A 19,453-nucleotide genomic window follows, 5' to 3' on the forward strand; every position below is an offset into this window, starting at 1 on the left:
GGGGTTAAGGCATGAGGAGAACATGGAAGGCTGCAATTTCCCGCGTGCTTGCCGGTGTAATGCTGGCGGGCATGCTGCAGGGGACGTTTGGAGGTGAGGTTAATGCTTCAACGCCACTGCTTGATCAACGTGATCAACCATTTCAGGATCGGCAAGAGCAGAGTCAAACTCTCGAAAACAATCAATTTGAAGGTCTAAGGCAGGCTGAAACCAACTTAACAGCGGAAGCCGCGCTCCAGGCCATTGATTGGAGCATGGTGAAATCGCTGGGCACTTCGCCGGCCGCCGGATGGCAGGGATTCAAGCTGGATCAGGTGAAGCTGGCGAATGACGGCAGCTATCTGTATTTTCGGGTCGATGCGGCCAAGGCCGAGCAATGGCAATACATAGACATTGCTTTGCTAGTGAACGGCGCCGATTCCGGCATCTCGGGCAATCCGATGAATCGGCAGTTTACTTATGACGGCACGGCTGCGAAGCCGAAGTATCACATTGTGATGGATGCCAAAACAGGCGGTGAAGCGGCTGTATATGAAAGCGGTTCCAAGACGCCGCTGCTGAGTACAGGCGATTTGAAGGGATCTTACTTCGAGGCTGCGGCAAATGCAAGCATATTGAAGGGGGCCATACCGCTGCAGCAGCTCCGCCTGAAAAATGGGGACGAATTGCAGACCATTGTCGTGCTGAGCGGCGATAGAGCCGATGAGCATGGTGCATTCGATGTCATTCCCGAAACGCCGGACAACGCCATCGCGGACGATTGGAACATGAAGGAGAATCCAAGCCGTCAATCGAGTTATAGCCAAGCTTACACCATTTCTTATTCTCCGATAATTGACGGGGAGAAGGATGCGCTGTGGAGCGAGGTTCCTGATTTGGGTATTTCTGTTACCGATAGCACATACGGTGCGCCAAGCAAATTGGGCGGGGTAAAGCTGACAAATGACAGCAAGAAGCTGTACGTATGGGTAGATGCCGAAGTGCCTAATTGGGGAGAAAAAGGACAATTTATCGATATTGCTTTACATGTGAATGAGGCAGATTCGGGTATATCCGATAATCCGTGGGGATATCCGTATAACTTTAGCGGCACGCAGCAGAAGCCGCAATATCATATCATGATGCGTGTGCAGCATGATAATGGAATCAACGGTGCGGCACTGTATGACTCCATGGATATGAGGACGCCTATCCTGTCCAGCTGGACGGGGCAGATGGGAGCGGAATTCGCCGCTAACGGCAAATCCGGCTTCGAGGCCGCGATACCGCTTCATCTCTTAAAGCTGAAGAACGGTGATCGTCTCCGTCCGCTCGTCGTGCTGAGCGGCAACCAAGACGCCGAGCATGGGGCGTTCAACGTTATTCCCGAAGCTGCCGGCAATGCGCGCGCAGCCAGTTGGAATGAAGCGGCGGCCCCTAACGTGCAGAGCGAATATGGAGGCGCGTATGTTGTGGAGCGCATGAATGATAAACTGGAGCTCATCAGTACAGAGCCGGCCGAACATCATATGCAGGCTGACGTGGATCAGCCCATCGTCATGACCTATTCCGAGCCCATTGCTGTCAATGGAGCGGGAATTACGTTGACGGATGATAAGGGCGCGACAATCCAAGCTGCAGTCACAAGCAGCGCTCAGCAGTTGATGATTGTTCCGGCCCAGCCGCTGGCTTACGAAGCGGAGTACACGGTAACGGTTCCCGCTGACGTATTGACGGGGCTCGAGACAACAACGGCCAATAAGGCATATTCGTTTGCGTTTAAGACGAAGGCGCAGCCATCGATGCGTGCCGCAATTGCCGATCAGGACAATGAGATACTTGTGACATTGAATGATGTCGTTCGCGATCTCGATTACACGGCATTCGCCGTATATAATGGCGCAGTGAAATTAAACGGCAAGTCTGAAAAGGGGGAAGATGATAAATCGGTTGTCATTCGTCTGACCGATCCGATTGGGGATGTATCGGATCCATATGCCGTTCGATACGAAGGAAATCAGCAGGGCATTTATCGCGACCGTCCGCTTACGATGCGCGGCATTCTGGACAGTTATGTGTACACAGGGGACGATCTGGGCGTTACATTCGGTCCGGAGGCCAGCACGTTCAAAGTGTGGGCGCCGACTGTTGCCGAGGCAACGCTTGCCCTGTATGATACCGCTGAGTTGGCGAAGGAAACGCCAAGCCGGGAACTGCCGCTGGAGCGTGACGCGGATACAGGCGTATGGTCGGTTGCGGCCAGCGGCAACCTGAATGGAGCGTATTACATGTATAAGCTCCGGTTCCCGGACGGCACGTTGACTTATGCGCTCGATCCTTATGCGCGTTCTTCTTCCGTAAATAGCGGAAAGTCGGCTGTTGTCGATCTGGCGGCAACCAATCCGTCCAATTGGGAAGCGGAGATGAAACCGCCATTCCTGCAGCCGACGGACGCCGTCATCTATGAGCTGCATATGCGCGACTTCTCCATCAGCTCCGATTCCGGTGTGTCCGCCGCCAACCAGGGCAAGTTTACGGCTTTCACGGAGACAGGGACGACGCTGCCAGGGAAGCCGGGTATCAAGACAGGCATCAGTCATTTGAAGGAGCTTGGGGTTACGCATGTGCACCTGCTGCCTGCTTATGACTTCGGTTCAATCAATGAACGGAAGGTAGATGATCCGGCCTCGGCAGAACGTAAATTTAATTGGGGCTATGACCCGGTGAACTATAATGTGCCGGAAGGTTCTTATGCGACCGCCTCGGCACAGGAAGATCCGGCGAAGCGCATCCGTGAATTCAAGGCCATGGTGCAGGGACTTCACGATCAAGGCATTCGGGTCGTGCTGGACGTTGTGTACAATCACACGTTCGTAACCGGTATGGAATCGGACTTGTCCGTATTCGACAAGCTTGTGCCGGGGTATTATTACCGGACCGATGCGCAGGGCGCATTGACGAATGGCTCCGGCGTCGGCAACGAGGTGGCGACTGAACGGCCCATGGTCAGCAAGTATGTGCGGGATTCCGTCAAGTATTGGGCAGAGCAGTACAATGTGGACGGCTTCCGCTTTGACCTGATGAAGCTCGTCGATCTCAATACGACACGCGGCATCATGAGTGATTTGAAGGCGATTGATCCGAGCATTATTGTGTACGGCGAGCCTTGGGCTGGCGGCAATACGCCGCTTGCTTCCGAGCTGCAGATTGAGAAAGGCAAACAGCGCGGCGAAGGCTTTGCGGTATTTAACGATAATTTCAGAGGGGCGATCAAGGGCGGAAGCGACGACGCTTCAAAAGGGTTTGCAACAGGCGCGGCCGGTCAGGAAGCCGGGATAGTAAAGGGAGTGCTGGGAGCCACGACAGACTTCACTGCGGCACCGACGGAGACGATTAACTACGTCACGGCGCATGACAACTTGAACCTATGGGATAAGGTGCTGAAGACGCAGGGCAAGGATGCGGACATTAAGACGAATCCGTTCGCTACGCTTACAGAGCGCAATGTGCTCGACAATGAAACCGTAAAGCGTTCATTGCTTGCCAACGGCATGGTGCTGACCGCGCAAGGCATTCCGTTCCTGCATGCGGGCGACGAGCTGCTGCGCAGCAAATTCGGCGATCATAACAGCTATCAGAGTCCGGATGCGATTAACCAGATAGTCTGGAAGCAGAAGGATGAATATAAGCCGGTATTTGATTATTTAAAAGGGCTTATCGAGCTCCGCACATCGCATCCGGCCTTCCGGATGACGACGAAGGAGGCGGTAGCCGCCAATCTGGAGTTGTACCGTCAAGACGGACAGATCGTCGCCTTTAAGCTGAAAAATTACGCGAATGGCGACAAGTGGCGCAATATAGCCGTTATTTATAACGGAGCCGATGTGGATCAAGATGTCGCGCTTCCGTCGAATGAGCCATGGAACGTGGTCGTCGATCATACGGCTGCTGGCGTGGAGACGATTCGTACCGTACAGGGCGGCAAGGTGAAGGTTGCCGGCTTGTCGATGATGGTGCTGTACGATCAAGCTGATGAGTACACGCAGGTCCCTTCAAAGCTGGAGGCAGAACCGCAGGAGATCGGTTTGGAGCCAGGGGCATCCAAGCAGTTGACGGCGGTTGTTAAGGATCAGAACAATCGTCCAATGCCACAGGAGAAGGTGACGTGGACGACCTCCGATGCTTCAATCGCCATAGTTAGCGGAATGGGTAAGGTTGCCGCGGTGACGGAAGGAACCGCCGTCCTGACAGCGACGGCCGGGAAGCTGCAAGCCGAGGTCACGGTAACGGTCGCCAAGCTGGAGCCGGCAACGCTGGATATTTATGGAGCAGAGCAAATCTATTTGGGCCGTACTGTCCCTTTTACGGCTGTAGTGAAGGATCAGTTCGGACAGACGATGTCTGGCGCGAGCGTGCGGTGGAGCTCGTCTGATCCGGCTGTGGCACGGGTCGATCGCGCCGGGAAGGTATCCGGCGTTCAAGAAGGAACCACCACGATTACGGCTCAAGCAGGTTCTGTCCAAGCTTCGCAGAAGGTTGCGGTCAAGCCGCTCTTGAAGCGTTACGTCCAAATTAATTATGTTCGCCCAGATGCTAAATACGATAAGTGGGGATTATGGGTATGGCAGACAGGCGTACAGGACGACGGACATGAGTTCCAACGATACGAGAACGGCATGGCAACGGCGATGATTGAAATCGGGCCGGAGACGGAGAGCATCGGATTTATCATTAAGAAAGGCGATTGGGAAGAAAAGGATACTGATTCCGACCGATTTATACGCACGAATCTGAATGATACGCTAACGAAGGTGTACGTTCATAGCGGGCAAACGGCATTCAGAACGCTGCCTTCCGTAACGGGGCCCGTTCTTGACGAGGGGAATATTACGTTCTACTACAGGGACGACGCGTTGTTCGAGAGCGGAGAGGCGGAAAGAATCACCAAGGTCGAAATTGTCGTCAACGGCATCACTTATCCGATGATGTACGATCGGGACAATGAGCGCTACGTCTACACATTGCAGGATGCGGCAACTGGGGTATATGAATACAAGTTTCTTGTAACGAAGGATGGCAGCACGAAGGAGCTTGCCGATCCGAAGAATACGGTGAATGGCCGTTCCATCGTCAACTACAAAAAACCGGAGATTGCCATTGATGCCGCCATCGAGGGCGGGCCTATATATGCAGGGCTGCACCGTATACTGAACATTCGATATGAATCCATCGACAAGGTCGGCGTCCGCGGAATCATAGCAGACTTGTCCGCTTTGGGCGGCAGCGCGGCGACCAGCGTGGATACGGAACTGCTTGCGCACTCCTTTACGGTTCGGGATGCTATAGAACCGGGCATCAAGGAGATCCCGATTACGTTGATTGACGAGTTTGGGAATCGGCATAAGTCATCCGCACAAGCGGAAGTCGTCGCGAAGCCGGCGTCCACAGGCAAGCTCGGGTTTGATTGGGATGAAGCCCGGATTTATTTTGTGCTGACGGATCGCTTCTATGACGGCGACCCAAGCAACAATGGAACAACCGGGCAAGGCTATGACAAGCACCATTTGGAAGCTTATCATGGCGGTGATTTCCGCGGTCTGATCGACAAGCTTGACTATATCGAACAGCTTGGTGTCAATACGCTCTGGATTACGCCGATTGTTGAAAATATCGACTTCAATCAAGGGGCAAGCTTCAACGGCAAGCAGTATGCTTACCACGGCTATTGGGGCAAAAACTTCGAGAAAATCGATAAGCATCTCGGAGACGTGGATACATTCAAGGAGTTGATCGAAAAGGCACATGATCGCGGCATCAAAATTATGGTGGATGTGGTGCTTAATCATACCGGCTATGGATTAAAGCCGGATGATCGCAGTCCGGGCATCACGGAAGAGGATAAGCAGCGATTTGCAGGCATGCTGAGAAGCGATGGCGTCAGCGCCGATACGAATCCAGTCCGCGGAGAGCTTGCAGGTCTGCCGGACTTTATGACGGAGCTCCCGCACGTTAGGGATACAGTTATCAACTGGCAAGCAGGCTGGTTGGAACGGGCGCGAACCGATCGCGGGGATACAATCGATTATTTCCGCGTCGACACCGTCAAGCATGTGGATGATACGACATGGAAGGCATTCCGCAACAAGCTGACCGAGCTCAATCCCGAATTCAAGCTGATCGGGGAATACTTCGGCGCTTCCGTTGACAACACAGGTTCATACTTAAGAACGGGCGAGATGGATTCTTTGCTGGACTTTGACTTTAAAAGCAAGGCCAGAGATTTCGTCAACGGCAAGCTTGATGCGACAGAAGCGGCGCTGCAGGACCGCGAAACGCGCATGGACAACACCGCGATGCTCGGCCAATTTTTGAGCAGCCATGACGAGGATGGCTTCCTGAGCCATTATGTTGGCGGCGACAAGGGCAAGCTGATGGTGGCTGCGGCATTGCAGATTACGGCTAAAGGCCAGCCTGTCGTCTATTATGGCGAAGAGCTCGGACGATCGGGCGCTAATGCCAGAGATATGTCGCAGGGGCAACTGAGCGAGAACCGGGGCGATATGCCGTGGGATAAGCTCGATTCGGAGAAGAAGCTGCACGATCATTACAGCAAGCTGCTCCATATTCGCGCTGCGCATTCCAAAGCTTTCTCCAAGGGAGAGCGGACCAAGCTGGCGGGTGGAGACGCCGACGGTTATATGATCTTTGCAAAAAGCTATCAGAATGACACTGTAATCGTCGGCTTGAATCCAAAAGCCGAGGCGAAGGAGAAAGTGACGTTCCGTGTTCCTTATGCGCCGGATACGAAGGTGACGGACGAATATAGCGGCGCCGTCTATGTGGTTAGCGCCGGACAGACGGTTACGGTTCATATTCCGAGTAAAGATGACGGTGGCACGATCGTGCTTGCTGCGGAGAAAAAGGATACTGGAACGAAGCCTGATACAGGAGCTGAAAACGGCGGCAATGAAGGCACAAGCTCTGGCGGCACAGGCGGCGCTAACGGAACAGCCAGCACCCTCGGAACGGAGTCGGGTGATGACGGATTTACGGTTACGGCAGATGGCGTCCGTTACGAGCCTAGCACAATCGCCAAAGTGACGAACGCCGACGGCACGGTAACAGCCGAGGTCCGAATTAGCGCCGTGTCGGTTCGCGCCATGTTGAATCTGTTAGGCAAAGCGCAGAACAAGCATATGTGGACGATCGCCGTTCCTGACGAATCGGCTGACGTTCGAATCGTGTGGCCGATGAACGTGCTGAAGAATGCCGTTCAAGAGCATCCGCAGCTGGACATCATCGTGAAGACGGGGGCGGGAAGCTATCAGCTTCCGCTGGCACGCGTCATGAAACAGGCGAACGGCGACGCTGCGACGAACTTGACGCTGCACATAAAGCAGCTGTCAGGCGAACAGCTGAAGCCGATGCAAGCGGCGGCATCTTATTTGACAGGTTCAAGCGTGCCGTCAGCGGCTCAATTCCAATTAGGCAGGGAGGCGAACGGCAAGCTTGAAGCCTTGGATAAGGCAATCGGCAGCTTTACGGCACGTTCGATTACCGTTCCTGGGCAACATGCTCGAATAGCCGCTGTAAAATATAACGAGGCAACGAAGAACTTCTCGTTTGTCCCTTCACAGATAGATCTGTCTGCAGACGGGAAGCAGACGATTGTCACGATGAAGCATCAGGGTGACGGCATCTACGCGGCCTTGGTCTACGCGCCGGCCTTCGAGGATTTAAGCGGTCATTGGGCAAAGGCTGATCTTGAACTGTTGGCTTCTAAGCTCATCGTTAATGGTAAGGAGCACGGGCGATTCGTGCCGAATGAATCAGTGACCCGAGCGGAGTTCGCCGCAATGCTCATACGAGCATTGGGATTCGGTGACCAGCTTGGCCAGAATCGACTGCAACAAGGGCGACAGGCGTCATTTACAGACGTGTCAACGTCCGCTTGGTTTGCGGATACAATTGCGCTTTCCGTGGAATTAAAGCTTGTTCGGGGGTATGCGGACGGCACGTTTAAGCCGAACGAGCCGATCACACGCGAGCAGATGGCGCAAATGCTCGTGAATGCCGCTGCGCTTACGGAACTGAAGCAGTTGGGGGCTGACAATGAGGCAGCCGCGGCTAGCTTTAAAGATAGCAAGCAGGTTGGTGCATGGGCGAGGAAGGCTGTCGATTCCGTGGCAGCTTCCGGTCTGATGAACGGATTCGCGGATAAGACGCTGCGCCCTGGCGCGAAGGCAACCCGTGCGGAAGCCGGTTCTCTGTTGAAGCGGTTGCTTCTGCAGTTGGACTACATCGCTGAATAGAGTTACGTTGCATGATGACTCATTAAACACCACCTAAGTAATCCTCGGTTTGCACAATATGCTCCCGGGCTGCTTGTGAAGCGGCGTCGGGAGTTTTTTATGCTGCTTGGCGCCACTCTCCCAAGGACTCAGAGCGGGGAAGGATGTAGCGGGTAAATGATCTTAGCATCACTCTCCCAAGGACTCAGAGCGGGGAAGGAAGTAGCAGGTAAATGACCTTAGCGCCACTCTCCCAAGGACTCAGAGCGGGGAAGGAAGTAGCAGGTAAATGATCTTAGCGTCACTTTCCCAAGGACTCAGAGCGGAGAACGATGTAGCGGGTAAATGATCTTAGCATCACTCTCCCAAGGACTCAGAGCGGGGAAGGATGTAGCGGGTAAATGATCTTAGCACCACTCTCCCAAGGACTCAGAGCGGGGAAGGAAGTAGCAGGTAAATGAACTTAGCGTGACTCTCCCAAGGACTCAGAGCGGGGAAGGAAGTAGCAGGTAAATGACCTTAGCGTGACTCTCCCAAGGACTCAGAGCGGGGAAGGATATAGCATGGAAACGGCCTTAGCGTCACTCTCCCAAGGACCCAGAGCGGAGAACGATGTAGCGGGTAAATGATCTTAGCACCACTCTCCCCTCTATTCAGCAGTTAGTACGGGATGAGTGATTGAAGTGTCTGAGCTTGAGCTAAACGTATCGATTCTTTTCATGTAGTCGTCTGAAAGTTGAAGCGTACATTTTCTGAAATAGGTGTGCTGCAGCGGTTTCTTTCTGATCCAAGGGGAGAGTGTCTCAAGGAGCTAAAATAGGGACACCGGTTGAAGCGGTGCCATAAACGGGACGTTTCGACTAAAAACGAACTATATATTTTTGGTTTTATGTTAATGTTCGTGTTTTACGGTTGACAGAGGGGTTTGAACCTTGTTAAACTAAACTCAAATTCAATATATGACGTATGATGATCGCTCTCGTATAATTCCGGGAATATGGCCCGAAGTCTCTACCCAAAGACCTTAAATTTTTGGACTACGAGAGAAAGCGTCGAGCAGCCGTATACCCTTCGAGGGGCGGGCTTGCTTTCGTTTTCTTTCCTCTGTTCAACTGGGTCCGAGATAGAGCTTCTGCAGCTATCAGCGGGCCTTTTTATGTAAGTCATCCAGAATCTTCTTCATCCTTGCCTCACTTGTTCAGCATTCCGGCCAACGATAATTCGTTTCGTTCGGCACCCATTTCATACTCACACTGGGGAGGACCTATCCAATGTTCAAAGTAAAGGTTTATGTCACGACGAAAGCAAATGTACTTGATCCGCAAGGCACTGCCGTTCAACAGGCGCTGCACACGATGGGATACGGCGACGTCGAAGAAGTGCGCATCGGCAAATACTTGGAACTGACGCTCGACACGGAAGACCGCGCCCAAGCGGAAGCGGATGTGGAGAAGATGTGCAAGCAGCTGCTGGCCAATCCGGTTGTTGAAGACTATCGTTACGAGTTGGAGGACTAAGGGCATGAAGGTAGCTGTACTCGTTTTTCCGGGCTCCAACTGTGATTGGGATTGTGTGCATGCGGCAGAAGAGACGTTGGCGGAAGCGACAGTAGAGCGTGTCTGGCATACGGCTGAAGATTTGACTGGCTACGATTTGATTATGATACCGGGCGGATTCTCGTACGGCGACTATCTGCGCAGCGGCGCGATTGCCAGGTTCGCTCCGGTGATGAACGCGGTGGCGAAGGCGGCGGACAAGGGCACCTATGTGCTCGGCATTTGCAACGGATTTCAAATTTTGACTGAAGCGGGTTTGCTCCCGGGCGCACTGCGCCGCAACACGGGGTTGAAATTCCGTTGTCACCACTCGAAATTGCGCGTTGTTCAGCCGAACACGCCGTTTACGAGCGAATACGGGCAGGATGAGGTCATCGATATTCCAATCGCCCATGGCGAAGGCAATTATTACTGTGACGAGCAGACGCTGGAGCAGCTGAAGCGCAACAACCAAATTGTATTTACGTACGAAGAGAACCCGAATGGGTCTTTGGAACATATAGCTGGCATTATTAACGAACAAGGCAATGTGCTCGGCATGATGCCGCATCCGGAGCGTGCGGTCAGCGACCTGCTCGGATCGAAGGACGGCGTGCGCATGTTTCAGTCAATTATGAAGGCTTGGAGGGAACGTCATGCAACGAACGTTAACTAAGAACGAGACGGATGCCGTGTTGGAGCAAGGCAAAGCAAATATGCGGAAGGAGCCGACTGCGCAGCAGATTGCGGAGGAGCGGATTTATGCGTCGATGGGCGTGACGGATGCGGAGTACGCGCACATTTGCGAGCTGCTTGACCGGAAGCCGAATTATACGGAAATCGGCGTATTCAGCGTCATGTGGTCGGAGCACTGCGCCTACAAGAATTCCAAGCCCTTGCTGAAGCGGTTCCCGACGACAGGCGAACGCGTGCTGGTCGGTCCGGGCGAGGGCGCCGGCATCGTCGACATTGGCGACGGTCAGGCAGTCTGCTTCAAGATCGAGAGCCATAATCACCCTTCGGCCATTGAGCCTTATCAAGGCGCGGCGACGGGGGTTGGCGGCATCATCCGCGACATTTTCTCGATGGGCGCGCGTCCGATCGCGGTGTTGAATTCGCTTCGCTTCGGCCAACTGACGGATGAGCGCGTGCGTTATTTGTTCGAGCATGTCGTATCCGGGATTGCAGGGTACGGCAACTGCATCGGCATTCCGACGGTAGGCGGCGAAGTGATGTTCGACGCGAGCTACGAAGGAAATCCGCTTGTGAATGCGATGTGCGTCGGGCTGATTGATCATAAAGATATTCAGAGCGGGGTGGCGAGCGGCATCGGCAACCCGGTCTATTATGTCGGACCTCCGACGGGGCGCGATGGTATCCACGGAGCGACATTTGCTTCGGAGGAGCTGACGGAAGAGTCGGAGGCGAAGCGTCCGGCGGTCCAGGTTGGCGATCCGTTCATGGAAAAATTAGTGATGGAATCGTGCTTGGAGCTCATTCAATCCGGCATCGTCATCGGCATTCAAGATATGGGCGCAGCGGGCTTGACCTGCTCAAGCGCCGAGATGGCAAGCAAGGCGGGCAACGGTCTGGAGCTGCACTTGGACGAGGTGCCGCAGCGCGAACGCGGCATGACGCCTTACGAAATGATGCTGTCTGAATCGCAGGAGCGCATGCTGTTCGTCATCGAAGAGCATAACGAGCCGATTGCGATGGAAATCTTCGACCGCTGGGGCGTCATCTGCCGCCAGGTCGGCCGCGTTACGGATGATGGCCGGCTCCGCCTGACCTATGGCGGCGAGGTGGTGGCGGATATGCCGGTGCGCGGCTTGGTGGACGAATGTCCGGTCTATGAGAAGCCGTCTCAGGTTCCGGCTTACTATACGGCGAACGAACAGGTGGATACGACGAATTATCCGGAAGTGACGGATGTGAACGGGGCTTTATTGAAGGTGCTTGGTTCTCCGACGGTGGCGAGCAAAGAGTGGGTGTACCGCCAGTATGACAGTATGGTGCGCGCCAGCACGGCGGTAGCGCCTGGATCGGATGCGGCGGTTGTCATGGTGCGCGGCACACGCAAGGCGCTGGCAATGACGACGGACTGCAACGGGCGCTATGCGTATCTCGACCCGTTCATGGGCGGGCGCATTGCGGTAGCGGAAGCAGCGCGCAACATCGTATGCTCGGGGGCCGAACCGCTCGCGATTACGGATAATTTGAACTTCGGCAATCCGGAAAAGCCGGAGAATTTCTGGCAAATGGAGCAGGCCGTCGACGGGATGGCGGAAGCTTGCCGTCATCTGTCGACTCCGGTAATCGGAGGCAATGTCAGCTTATACAATGAGAATGCGAAGGGAGCCATCTATCCGACTCCAGTAGTCGGCATGGTCGGTCTCGTGCATGATGTGGATCATATTACGAAGCAAGGCTTCAAGCAGGCAGGCGATATTGTGCTTCTGCTTGGCGCAACGAAAGCGGAGCTGGGCGGCAGCGAATTCCAGACCGTCATTCATGGGGTGACGGAAGGGCGTCCGCCGGCGGTGGATCTGGATGTGGAGCAGCGTCTGCACCGTGCCGTGCTAGGCGCGATTCAAGCGGGCAAGGTGCAATCCGCTCATGATGTGGCGGAAGGCGGAATCGCGGTTGCGCTCGCGGAGTGCGCCATCAGCGGCGGCCTTGGCGTGACGGCAGATTGGCAAGCAGAAGGCTTGAGACCGGATGTGGCGTTGTTCAGTGAATCTCAATCCCGTATCGTGCTGTCGGTAGCGCCGCAGCATGAGGAAGCGGTCGTTGAGTGGTGTGCCCAATATGAAGTGCCTGTTCAACGCTTAGGCGTCGTTGGCGGAGACCGGATTCAGCTGCGGGTGAACGGTAAGGATGCCATTGATGTGACACGATACGAAGCGGAGCGGGTGTGGAAGGATGCGATTCCATGTCTGATGCAATAAAGCAGCATGCGCAGGAACGTGAAGAGGCCGCCCGAGCGTACGATCTGGCGGGTATGGACGAGAGAGGCAGTTATTTTAATGAAGGCATTGGCAAAGACGGCCCGTTCGACCGTCTGCGCGAGGAGTGCGGGGTGTTCGGCGTATTTGGCTACGCCGATGCCGCCTCGCTCACGTACTACGGCCTTCATACGCTGCAGCACCGCGGCGAGGAAAGCTCAGGCATCTGCACGTCGGACGGCCGGGCATTCAGCTATCACCGCGGCATGGGCCTTGTGAAGGAAGTGTTCGACAAGGACCGCCTGGACAGCTTGAGCGGCGACCGCGCCATCGGCCATGTGCGCTATTCCACGTCTGGCGACAGCCGCTTGACGAATGCGCAGCCGCTCGTGTTCAAAACGCGCGACGGCGACCTGTCCGTGGCGACGAACGGGAACATCGTCAATGCGCCGGCCATTCGCAGAGAGCTGGAGCAGAAGGGCTCCATCTTTCAGACGACGAGCGATACCGAGGTCATTGCGCACTTGATCGCCCGCTCGGAGGCCGATGTGGTGACGGCGGCGAAGGAAGCGCTTCGTCAGCTGGTGGGCGGCTTTGCGTTTCTCATTATGACGAATGACAGGCTGCTTGTTGCATCCGATCCGCACGGGTTGCGTCCGCTGGCGATGGGACGCATCGGCGATGCGCATATCTTTTCGTCCGAATCGTGCGCTTTGGACGCGGTGGGGGCGGAGTTCATCCGCGCGATCGAGCCGGGCGAGCTGCTCGTGTTCGACGAGATGGGCTGCCGATCGGAACGGTTCGCGCCTATAGAGCGCCGGGCTTTATGCGCGATGGAATTTATATATTTTGCGCGTCCTGACAGTCAAATGCATGATATGAATCTTCATACCGCCCGCAAGCGGATGGGCAAGCAGCTGGCTCAGGAGTCTTATGTCGAGGCAGACATCGTATCCGGCGTGCCGGATTCCAGCATCTCCGCAGCTATCGGTTATGCGGAAGCGACAGGCATTCCGTATGAAATGGGCATGATTAAGAGTAAATATTCAGGCCGCACGTTCATTCAGCCTAGCCAGGAGCTGCGCGAGCAGGGCGTGAAGATGAAGCTGAGCGCCGTGCGCAGCGTTGTGGAAGGCAAGCGCGTCGTCCTCATAGACGACTCGATCGTGCGCGGGACGACGTCGCGCCGCATCGTCAAGATGCTGCGCGATGCGGGAGCGACAGAGGTGCATCTGCGCATCGCGTCGCCGCCCTTTAAGCATCCATGCTTCTATGGCATCGATACGCCGGACAGCAATGATTTAATCGCTTCGAGCCATTCCGTAGAAGAGATTTGCAGCTTGGTGGGGGCGGATTCGCTTGCGTTTCTGTCTCACGAGGGCACGGTGGAGGCAATCGGGGGCGCGTTCGCGAAGGAAAAGAACGGCGGGCTGTGCATGGCTTGCTTCGATCGCGATTATCCGACGGAGCTGGCTGCCGAGGCGAAGACATTAGGCTGCGGCTGCTGAGAAACATGCGTGGTATAAGTGGATGCCAATTGTTACGCATCGTACTGATTTTAAGGCGATGAATAACAGCCGGAAGTCCACGCATACACGCATATCGTTGAGTCCAGCTTGCGGCAAGATTTGAGGAACTGCAAATGTGCATGTAAATTCATAAAAACAGACGATGTTTGGTCCTTGAAATGTAATAGTACACTTAAAAGGTTCTTAAAACAGGCATATGTCCCAAAATGACCGAATTTTAATGTGTTTTTGCAGCTTGTTCTAGGAAAATAGCGTGTCTCACTCTATCGACCTGCACTTTTGCAGCTTGTCTTGCCTTTTCACCGGACTGTTAGAAAATAGTTGTAAATAAGACGCTTTCAAATAACCTCTAAAAATGTTGCAAGGGAGAGAAACCCATGTCTGAAGCTTACAAACAAGCGGGTGTCGACATCGCGGCGGGCAATGAAGCCGTCGAACGGATGAAGAAGCATGTGCGCCGCACGTTCCGTCCCGAGGTGATGACGGATCTCGGCGGCTTCGGCGCCCTGTTCCAGTTGAACAGCAAAAAATACGAGGAGCCTGTGCTCGTCTCGGGAACCGACGGCGTTGGAACGAAGCTGATGCTTGCCTTTGCCATGGATAAGCATGACACGATTGGCATCGACGCCGTGGCAATGTGCGTGAACGACATCGTCGTGCAGGGGGCGGAGCCGCTGTTCTTCCTCGATTACTTGGCCTGCGGCAAAGTAAAGCCGGAGCGCATCGAGGGCATTGTGAGCGGGATTGCGGAAGGCTGCGCGCAGGCGGGCTGTTCGCTTATAGGGGGCGAAACGGCGGAAATGCCGGGCATGTACGGCGCGGAAGAGTACGACATCGCAGGCTTCAGCGTGGGGGTCGCCGAAAAGAGCCGCATTGTAAACGGAGCGGATATCAAGCCGGGCGATGTCGTGCTCGGCCTGCCATCGAGCGGCGTGCACAGCAACGGCTTCTCGCTCGTGCGCAAGCTGCTGCTGGAGCAAGCGGGCTACAGCTTGAATGCGCAGGTGCCGGAGCTGGAGACGGATGCGACGCTTGGTGAGGTGCTGCTCACGCCGACACGCATCTACGTAAAGCCGCTGCTTGAGCTGATGAAGCAGGTGCAAGTGAAAGGAGCGGCGCACATTACGGGCGGCGGCTTCTTAGAAAATATTCCGCGCGTGCTGCCGGAAGGGACAGCGGTTCATATTGATTACGGCTCTTGGCCGGTGCACCCGGTGTTCCGTGTAATGGAGCGGGTCGGCGCCTTGAAGGCGGAGGAGCTGTTCACGACGTTCAACATGGGGATCGGCATGATCGCCGTCGTCTCGGCACAGGATGCGGATGCCGCAATGGCGTGCTTGGCTGAACAGGGAGAAGCGGTATATCGCATCGGGACCGTAACGGAAGGCGCACGGGAAGTACGGATACCGGAGGTCGGGATATAATGCGTCCGATGGATACGAGTTCTTTAAATAAAGAAACGGCCGACTTCCGTGTGCCGCCGTTAGAATTGCGTGAAGGGGAACGGATGCCGCGCATTGCGGTGTTCGCCTCCGGTTCGGGCTCGAACTTCCAGGCGCTTGCGGATGCGGCTTCTTCGCAGAAGCTGGGTGCGGAGCTGGCGCTCCTGGTGTGCGATAAGCCTCGGGCGTATGTTCTGGAGCGGGCGCAGGCGGCGAACGTGCCGCACGTGGTGTTCGAGCCGAAGCAATATTTGTCCCGCGAGCAGTATGAACACGATGTGCTGCATGTGCTGGAGGAATACGACATCGATTGGATTGTGCTTGCCGGTTATATGCGGCTGATTACGCCAGTGCTGCTTCAGGCATATGTAGGGCGCATGGTCAACATTCATCCGTCGCTGCTCCCGGCCTTTCCGGGCCTGCACGCGGTACGCCAAGCGCTGGATTACGGCGTGAAGGTGACGGGAGTGACGGTGCATCTGGTCGACGAAGGGATGGATACGGGGCCGATTGTTGCGCAGCAAGCGGTCGTGATTGAACCGGGTGTTACGGAGGCAGAGTTGACTGCCCGTATTCAAGCGGTGGAGCATGACTTGTACCCGCAGGTGGTTCGCCGTCTGGTGAGCGGAAAAAGGTAGGTTTTTCGGATGCAGGCAGGCTGAGCCTGTCTGGACGAATGGACTTTATCGCATTAAAATGATATACAATCAGAATTCCAAATGTTAGCACAACGGAGCGGGGTTGGAAACGAACGGCACATCCGCCCGGCTCGGAAGTGGCAGCCATATATTTGAGCAAGGGAGAGGACAACATGACGATTCAAAGAGCGCTTATTAGTGTTTCTGACAAGACGGGTGTCGTTGAATTTGCGCGTGCGCTGGCAGAAGCGGGCGTGCAGTTGATTTCAACCGGAGGAACGAAGTCGCTGCTGGAGCAAGCTGGCGTCCCGGTAACGGGCATTTCGGATGTGACCGGATTTCCCGAAATATTGGACGGGCGGGTGAAGACGCTCCATCCTGCCGTGCACAGCGGTCTGCTCGCGGTACGGAGCAATGAAGAGCATCGCAAGCAGCTTGAAGAGCTCGGCTTATCCACGATTGATATGGTCATCGTCAATCTGTATCCGTTCCAGCAAACGATAGCGAAGCCGGATGTGTCCTATGAAGATGCGATTGAAAATATAGATATCGGCGGCCCGACAATGCTGCGCTCGGCGGCCAAAAACCATGGTGACGTTACCGTGGTGGTCGATGCGGCGGATTACGAGACGGTGCTGGAAGAAATCCACAGCAGCGGCGATACGAAGCTTGAGACGCGCAAACGCTTGGCGGCGAAGGTGTTCCGCCATACGGCGGCGTACGATGCGCTTATTGCGGATTACTTGAGCGGACAAGTCGGCGAGACATGGCCGGAGCGCTACACGGTTACGTATGAGAAGGTGCAATCGCTTCGTTACGGGGAGAATCCGCACCAGGAAGCAGCGTTCTATCGCCAACCGTTGGCGGCGCCGGGCAGCATCACGACGGCGGAGCAGCTGCACGGCAAGGAGCTGTCCTACAACAACATCAACGATGCGAACGCTGCCCTCTCCATCGTGAGCGAATTCGAGATGCCGGCGGTCGCCGCCGTAAAGCATATGAATCCTTGCGGCGTCGGTATCGGCGCTGCGGTGCTTGAAGCGTATCAGAAGGCGTATGCTTCCGATCCGACTTCCATCTTCGGCGGAATCGTCGCCGCGAACCGGGCAATCGATGGGGACACGGCCCGTTTGCTGCATGAAATTTTCCTTGAAATCGTCATTGCTCCAGACTTTACGCAAGAGGCGCTGGATATATTGCAGCAGAAGAAAAATCTGCGCCTGCTGCGCACCGGCGTCGTTCCAAGTCCGGCTGAGCGCGGCGCTTCCCGCCAGCTCACTTCGGTGAACGGAGGCTTGCTTGTGCAGGAGAATGATTTGCATACGCTTGACGCTTCCAAGCTTCAACCGGTGACCGAGCGCAAGCCATCGGAAGCCGAGCTGGAGCAGCTGCTGTTCGGCTGGAATGTGGTCAAGCACGTGAAATCGAATGCCATCGTGCTTGTGAAGGATGGCATGACTGTCGGGGTTGGCGCAGGACAGATGAACCGCGTGGGTGCAGCCCGCATCGCGATCGAGCAGGCCGGAGAAAAGGCGCGCGGCGCGGTGCTTGCATCGGATGCGTTCTTCCCGATGGGAGATACGCTCGCATTGGCGGCGGAAGCCGGCATTACGGCGGTCATTCAGCCGGGCGGTTCCATCCGTGACGACGAGTCCATCCAAGTGGCGAACGAGCACGGACTGGCAATGGTCCTTACCGGGGTCCGTCACTTCAAGCATTAAGAACGGGGGATGTGCAGATGAAGGTATTGGTCATTGGCAGCGGCGGCCGCGAGCACGCGCTCGTCTGGGCGCTCAAGCAGAGCCCGAAGGTGGATGACGTGCTGTGCGCGCCGGGCAATGCCGGTATTGCGCAGCTTGCGGAATGCGTTGCATTGTCCGTCGACGACTTTGAAGGCATTGCTGCCTTTGCCGCGGAGCAGAAGGTGGACCTGGTCGTGGTCGGTCCGGACGATCCGCTCGCTGGCGGCATCGTTGATGTGCTGCATGCGCATGGGTTGCGCGTCTTCGGGCCGGACCGCAAGGCGGCCGAGATCGAAGGCAGCAAAGTGTTCATGAAGCATTTGCTGCGCAAATACGAAATTCCGACTGCCGCCTATGCAGTCTTTGATGACGCGGGTGCGGCGAAGCGTTATGTGCGTGAGCAATCGCTGCCTGTCGTCATCAAGGCAGATGGCTTGGCGGCAGGAAAAGGCGTGACGATTGCGCATAGTCTCGCGGAAGCCGAGCAGGTGCTGGAGGAAGTGATGGTCGAGCGCAAATTCGGGGCTTCCGGCCAGCAGGTGGTCATTGAGGAATTCATGCAGGGCCAAGAGATGTCCATTCTCGCGTTCGTGGACGGCGAGACGGTGCGCGCTTGCGTGCCTGCGCAGGATCACAAGCCGATATTCGACGGCGATCAGGGTCCGAACACGGGGGGAATGGGGACGTATAGCCCGTTGCCGCAATTTTCGGAAGCGGTGTTCGTGAACGCTGTCGACACGATAATTCAGCCGGCGGCCCGTGCGATGGTTAGTGAAGGCAGGCCGTTCAAAGGCTTGCTCTTTGCCGGACTGATGATTGCGCCGGATGGCACGCCGAAGGTCGTTGAATTCAACGCGCGCTTCGGGGACCCGGAGACGCAGGCCGTGCTGCCGCGCATGAAGAGCGACCTGTTCGACGTATTGTGGGCGGTGGCGGAAGGAACGCTGCATGAGGTGGAGCTGGAATGGCACGCCGCTGCAGCAGTATGCGTTATCGTGGCGTCGGAAGGGTACCCTGGCACATATCGCAAAGGGGACGTGATAATGGGCTTGGATGAAGCAGCGGAGCAGGCGTTGCTGTTCCATGCCGGAACGTCCCGCGATGCGGATGGTGCGTGGAAGACGAATGGCGGCCGCGTGCTTGGCGTGGTTGGCCGAGGTGCGGATGTGGCGGCTGCGGCGGAGCAGGCGTACAAGGCCGTCGATATGCTTCATTTCGACGGGATGCAATACCGGAAGGACATTGCGGCCAAAGCGAAGACGCCTGTTATGTAATTTTGCGAATGGAATTAATGCGGGTCTTTCAAGCTCTCTCCCTAATTTGCAGGGGGAGGGCTTTTTTTGATGCTTAAA

At 55.7% G+C, this 19,453-nt stretch carries 9 protein-coding genes and 1 riboswitch; all 9 genes read left to right on the top strand.

The genetic code is table 11. From position 1 onward, the window contains the following. The first annotated feature begins 11 nt into the window (after positions 1 to 11). The 9 genes from pulA to purD all read left to right on the top strand — a co-directional run bounded on the left by pulA (position 12) and on the right by purD (position 19,375). Positions 12 to 8,291, top strand: a complete 8,280-nt coding sequence (pulA, locus tag JSQ80_RS14600; protein ID WP_206095784.1) for a type I pullulanase — start codon at positions 12 to 14, stop codon at positions 8,289 to 8,291. Between the two features lie 938 nt (positions 8,292 to 9,229). Beyond that, positions 9,230 to 9,330, top strand: a riboswitch (purine riboswitch). A 211-nt stretch (positions 9,331 to 9,541) separates the two neighbouring features. Then, complete coding sequence (purS, locus tag JSQ80_RS14605) at positions 9,542 to 9,787, top strand: phosphoribosylformylglycinamidine synthase subunit PurS (RefSeq protein WP_206095785.1); 246 nt, start codon at positions 9,542 to 9,544, stop codon at positions 9,785 to 9,787. A 4-nt stretch (positions 9,788 to 9,791) separates the two neighbouring features. Continuing rightward, entirely contained in the window at positions 9,792 to 10,481 is a 690-nt protein-coding gene (gene purQ, locus JSQ80_RS14610; RefSeq protein WP_206095786.1) for a phosphoribosylformylglycinamidine synthase subunit PurQ, read from the top strand. A 40-nt stretch (positions 10,482 to 10,521) separates the two neighbouring features. Continuing rightward, entirely contained in the window at positions 10,522 to 12,753 is a 2,232-nt protein-coding gene (gene purL, locus JSQ80_RS14615; protein WP_206097607.1) for a phosphoribosylformylglycinamidine synthase subunit PurL, read from the top strand. A gap of 53 nt (positions 12,754 to 12,806) precedes the next feature. Next, positions 12,807 to 14,258: an amidophosphoribosyltransferase gene (gene purF, locus JSQ80_RS14620; protein WP_206097606.1), complete on the top strand. Its 1,452-nt coding sequence runs from the start codon at positions 12,807 to 12,809 to the stop codon at positions 14,256 to 14,258. A 398-nt stretch (positions 14,259 to 14,656) separates the two neighbouring features. Next, positions 14,657 to 15,703, top strand: a complete 1,047-nt coding sequence (gene purM, locus JSQ80_RS14625; RefSeq protein WP_206095787.1) for a phosphoribosylformylglycinamidine cyclo-ligase — start codon at positions 14,657 to 14,659, stop codon at positions 15,701 to 15,703. Between the two features lie 83 nt (positions 15,704 to 15,786). Beyond that, positions 15,787 to 16,359: a phosphoribosylglycinamide formyltransferase gene (purN, locus tag JSQ80_RS14630; protein WP_240464117.1), complete on the top strand. Its 573-nt coding sequence runs from the start codon at positions 15,787 to 15,789 to the stop codon at positions 16,357 to 16,359. A gap of 173 nt (positions 16,360 to 16,532) precedes the next feature. Beyond that, positions 16,533 to 18,080: a bifunctional phosphoribosylaminoimidazolecarboxamide formyltransferase/IMP cyclohydrolase gene (purH, locus tag JSQ80_RS14635; protein ID WP_206095789.1), complete on the top strand. Its 1,548-nt coding sequence runs from the start codon at positions 16,533 to 16,535 to the stop codon at positions 18,078 to 18,080. A gap of 17 nt (positions 18,081 to 18,097) precedes the next feature. Continuing rightward, positions 18,098 to 19,375, top strand: a complete 1,278-nt coding sequence (purD, locus tag JSQ80_RS14640) for a phosphoribosylamine--glycine ligase (RefSeq protein WP_206095790.1) — start codon at positions 18,098 to 18,100, stop codon at positions 19,373 to 19,375. Positions 19,376 to 19,453: the final 78 nt, after the last annotated feature.

This window comes from Paenibacillus apiarius (assembly GCF_017052585.1).
Taxonomy (GTDB): domain Bacteria; phylum Bacillota; class Bacilli; order Paenibacillales; family Paenibacillaceae; genus Paenibacillus_B; species Paenibacillus_B apiarius.

Excerpts from the sequence above, each read along its gene's own strand:
- pulA (WP_206095784.1), top strand. The coding sequence starts at position 12 with ATGAGGAGAACATGGAAGGCTGCAATTTCCCGCGTGCTTGCCGGTGTA.
- purS (WP_206095785.1), top strand. The coding sequence starts at position 9,542 with ATGTTCAAAGTAAAGGTTTATGTCACGACGAAAGCAAATGTACTTGAT.
- purQ (WP_206095786.1), top strand. The coding sequence starts at position 9,792 with ATGAAGGTAGCTGTACTCGTTTTTCCGGGCTCCAACTGTGATTGGGAT.
- purL (WP_206097607.1), top strand. The coding sequence starts at position 10,522 with ATGCGGAAGGAGCCGACTGCGCAGCAGATTGCGGAGGAGCGGATTTAT.
- purF (WP_206097606.1), top strand. The coding sequence starts at position 12,807 with ATGGACGAGAGAGGCAGTTATTTTAATGAAGGCATTGGCAAAGACGGC.
- purM (WP_206095787.1), top strand. The coding sequence starts at position 14,657 with ATGTCTGAAGCTTACAAACAAGCGGGTGTCGACATCGCGGCGGGCAAT.
- purN (WP_240464117.1), top strand. The coding sequence starts at position 15,787 with ATGCCGCGCATTGCGGTGTTCGCCTCCGGTTCGGGCTCGAACTTCCAG.
- purH (WP_206095789.1), top strand. The coding sequence starts at position 16,533 with ATGACGATTCAAAGAGCGCTTATTAGTGTTTCTGACAAGACGGGTGTC.
- purD (WP_206095790.1), top strand. The coding sequence starts at position 18,098 with ATGAAGGTATTGGTCATTGGCAGCGGCGGCCGCGAGCACGCGCTCGTC.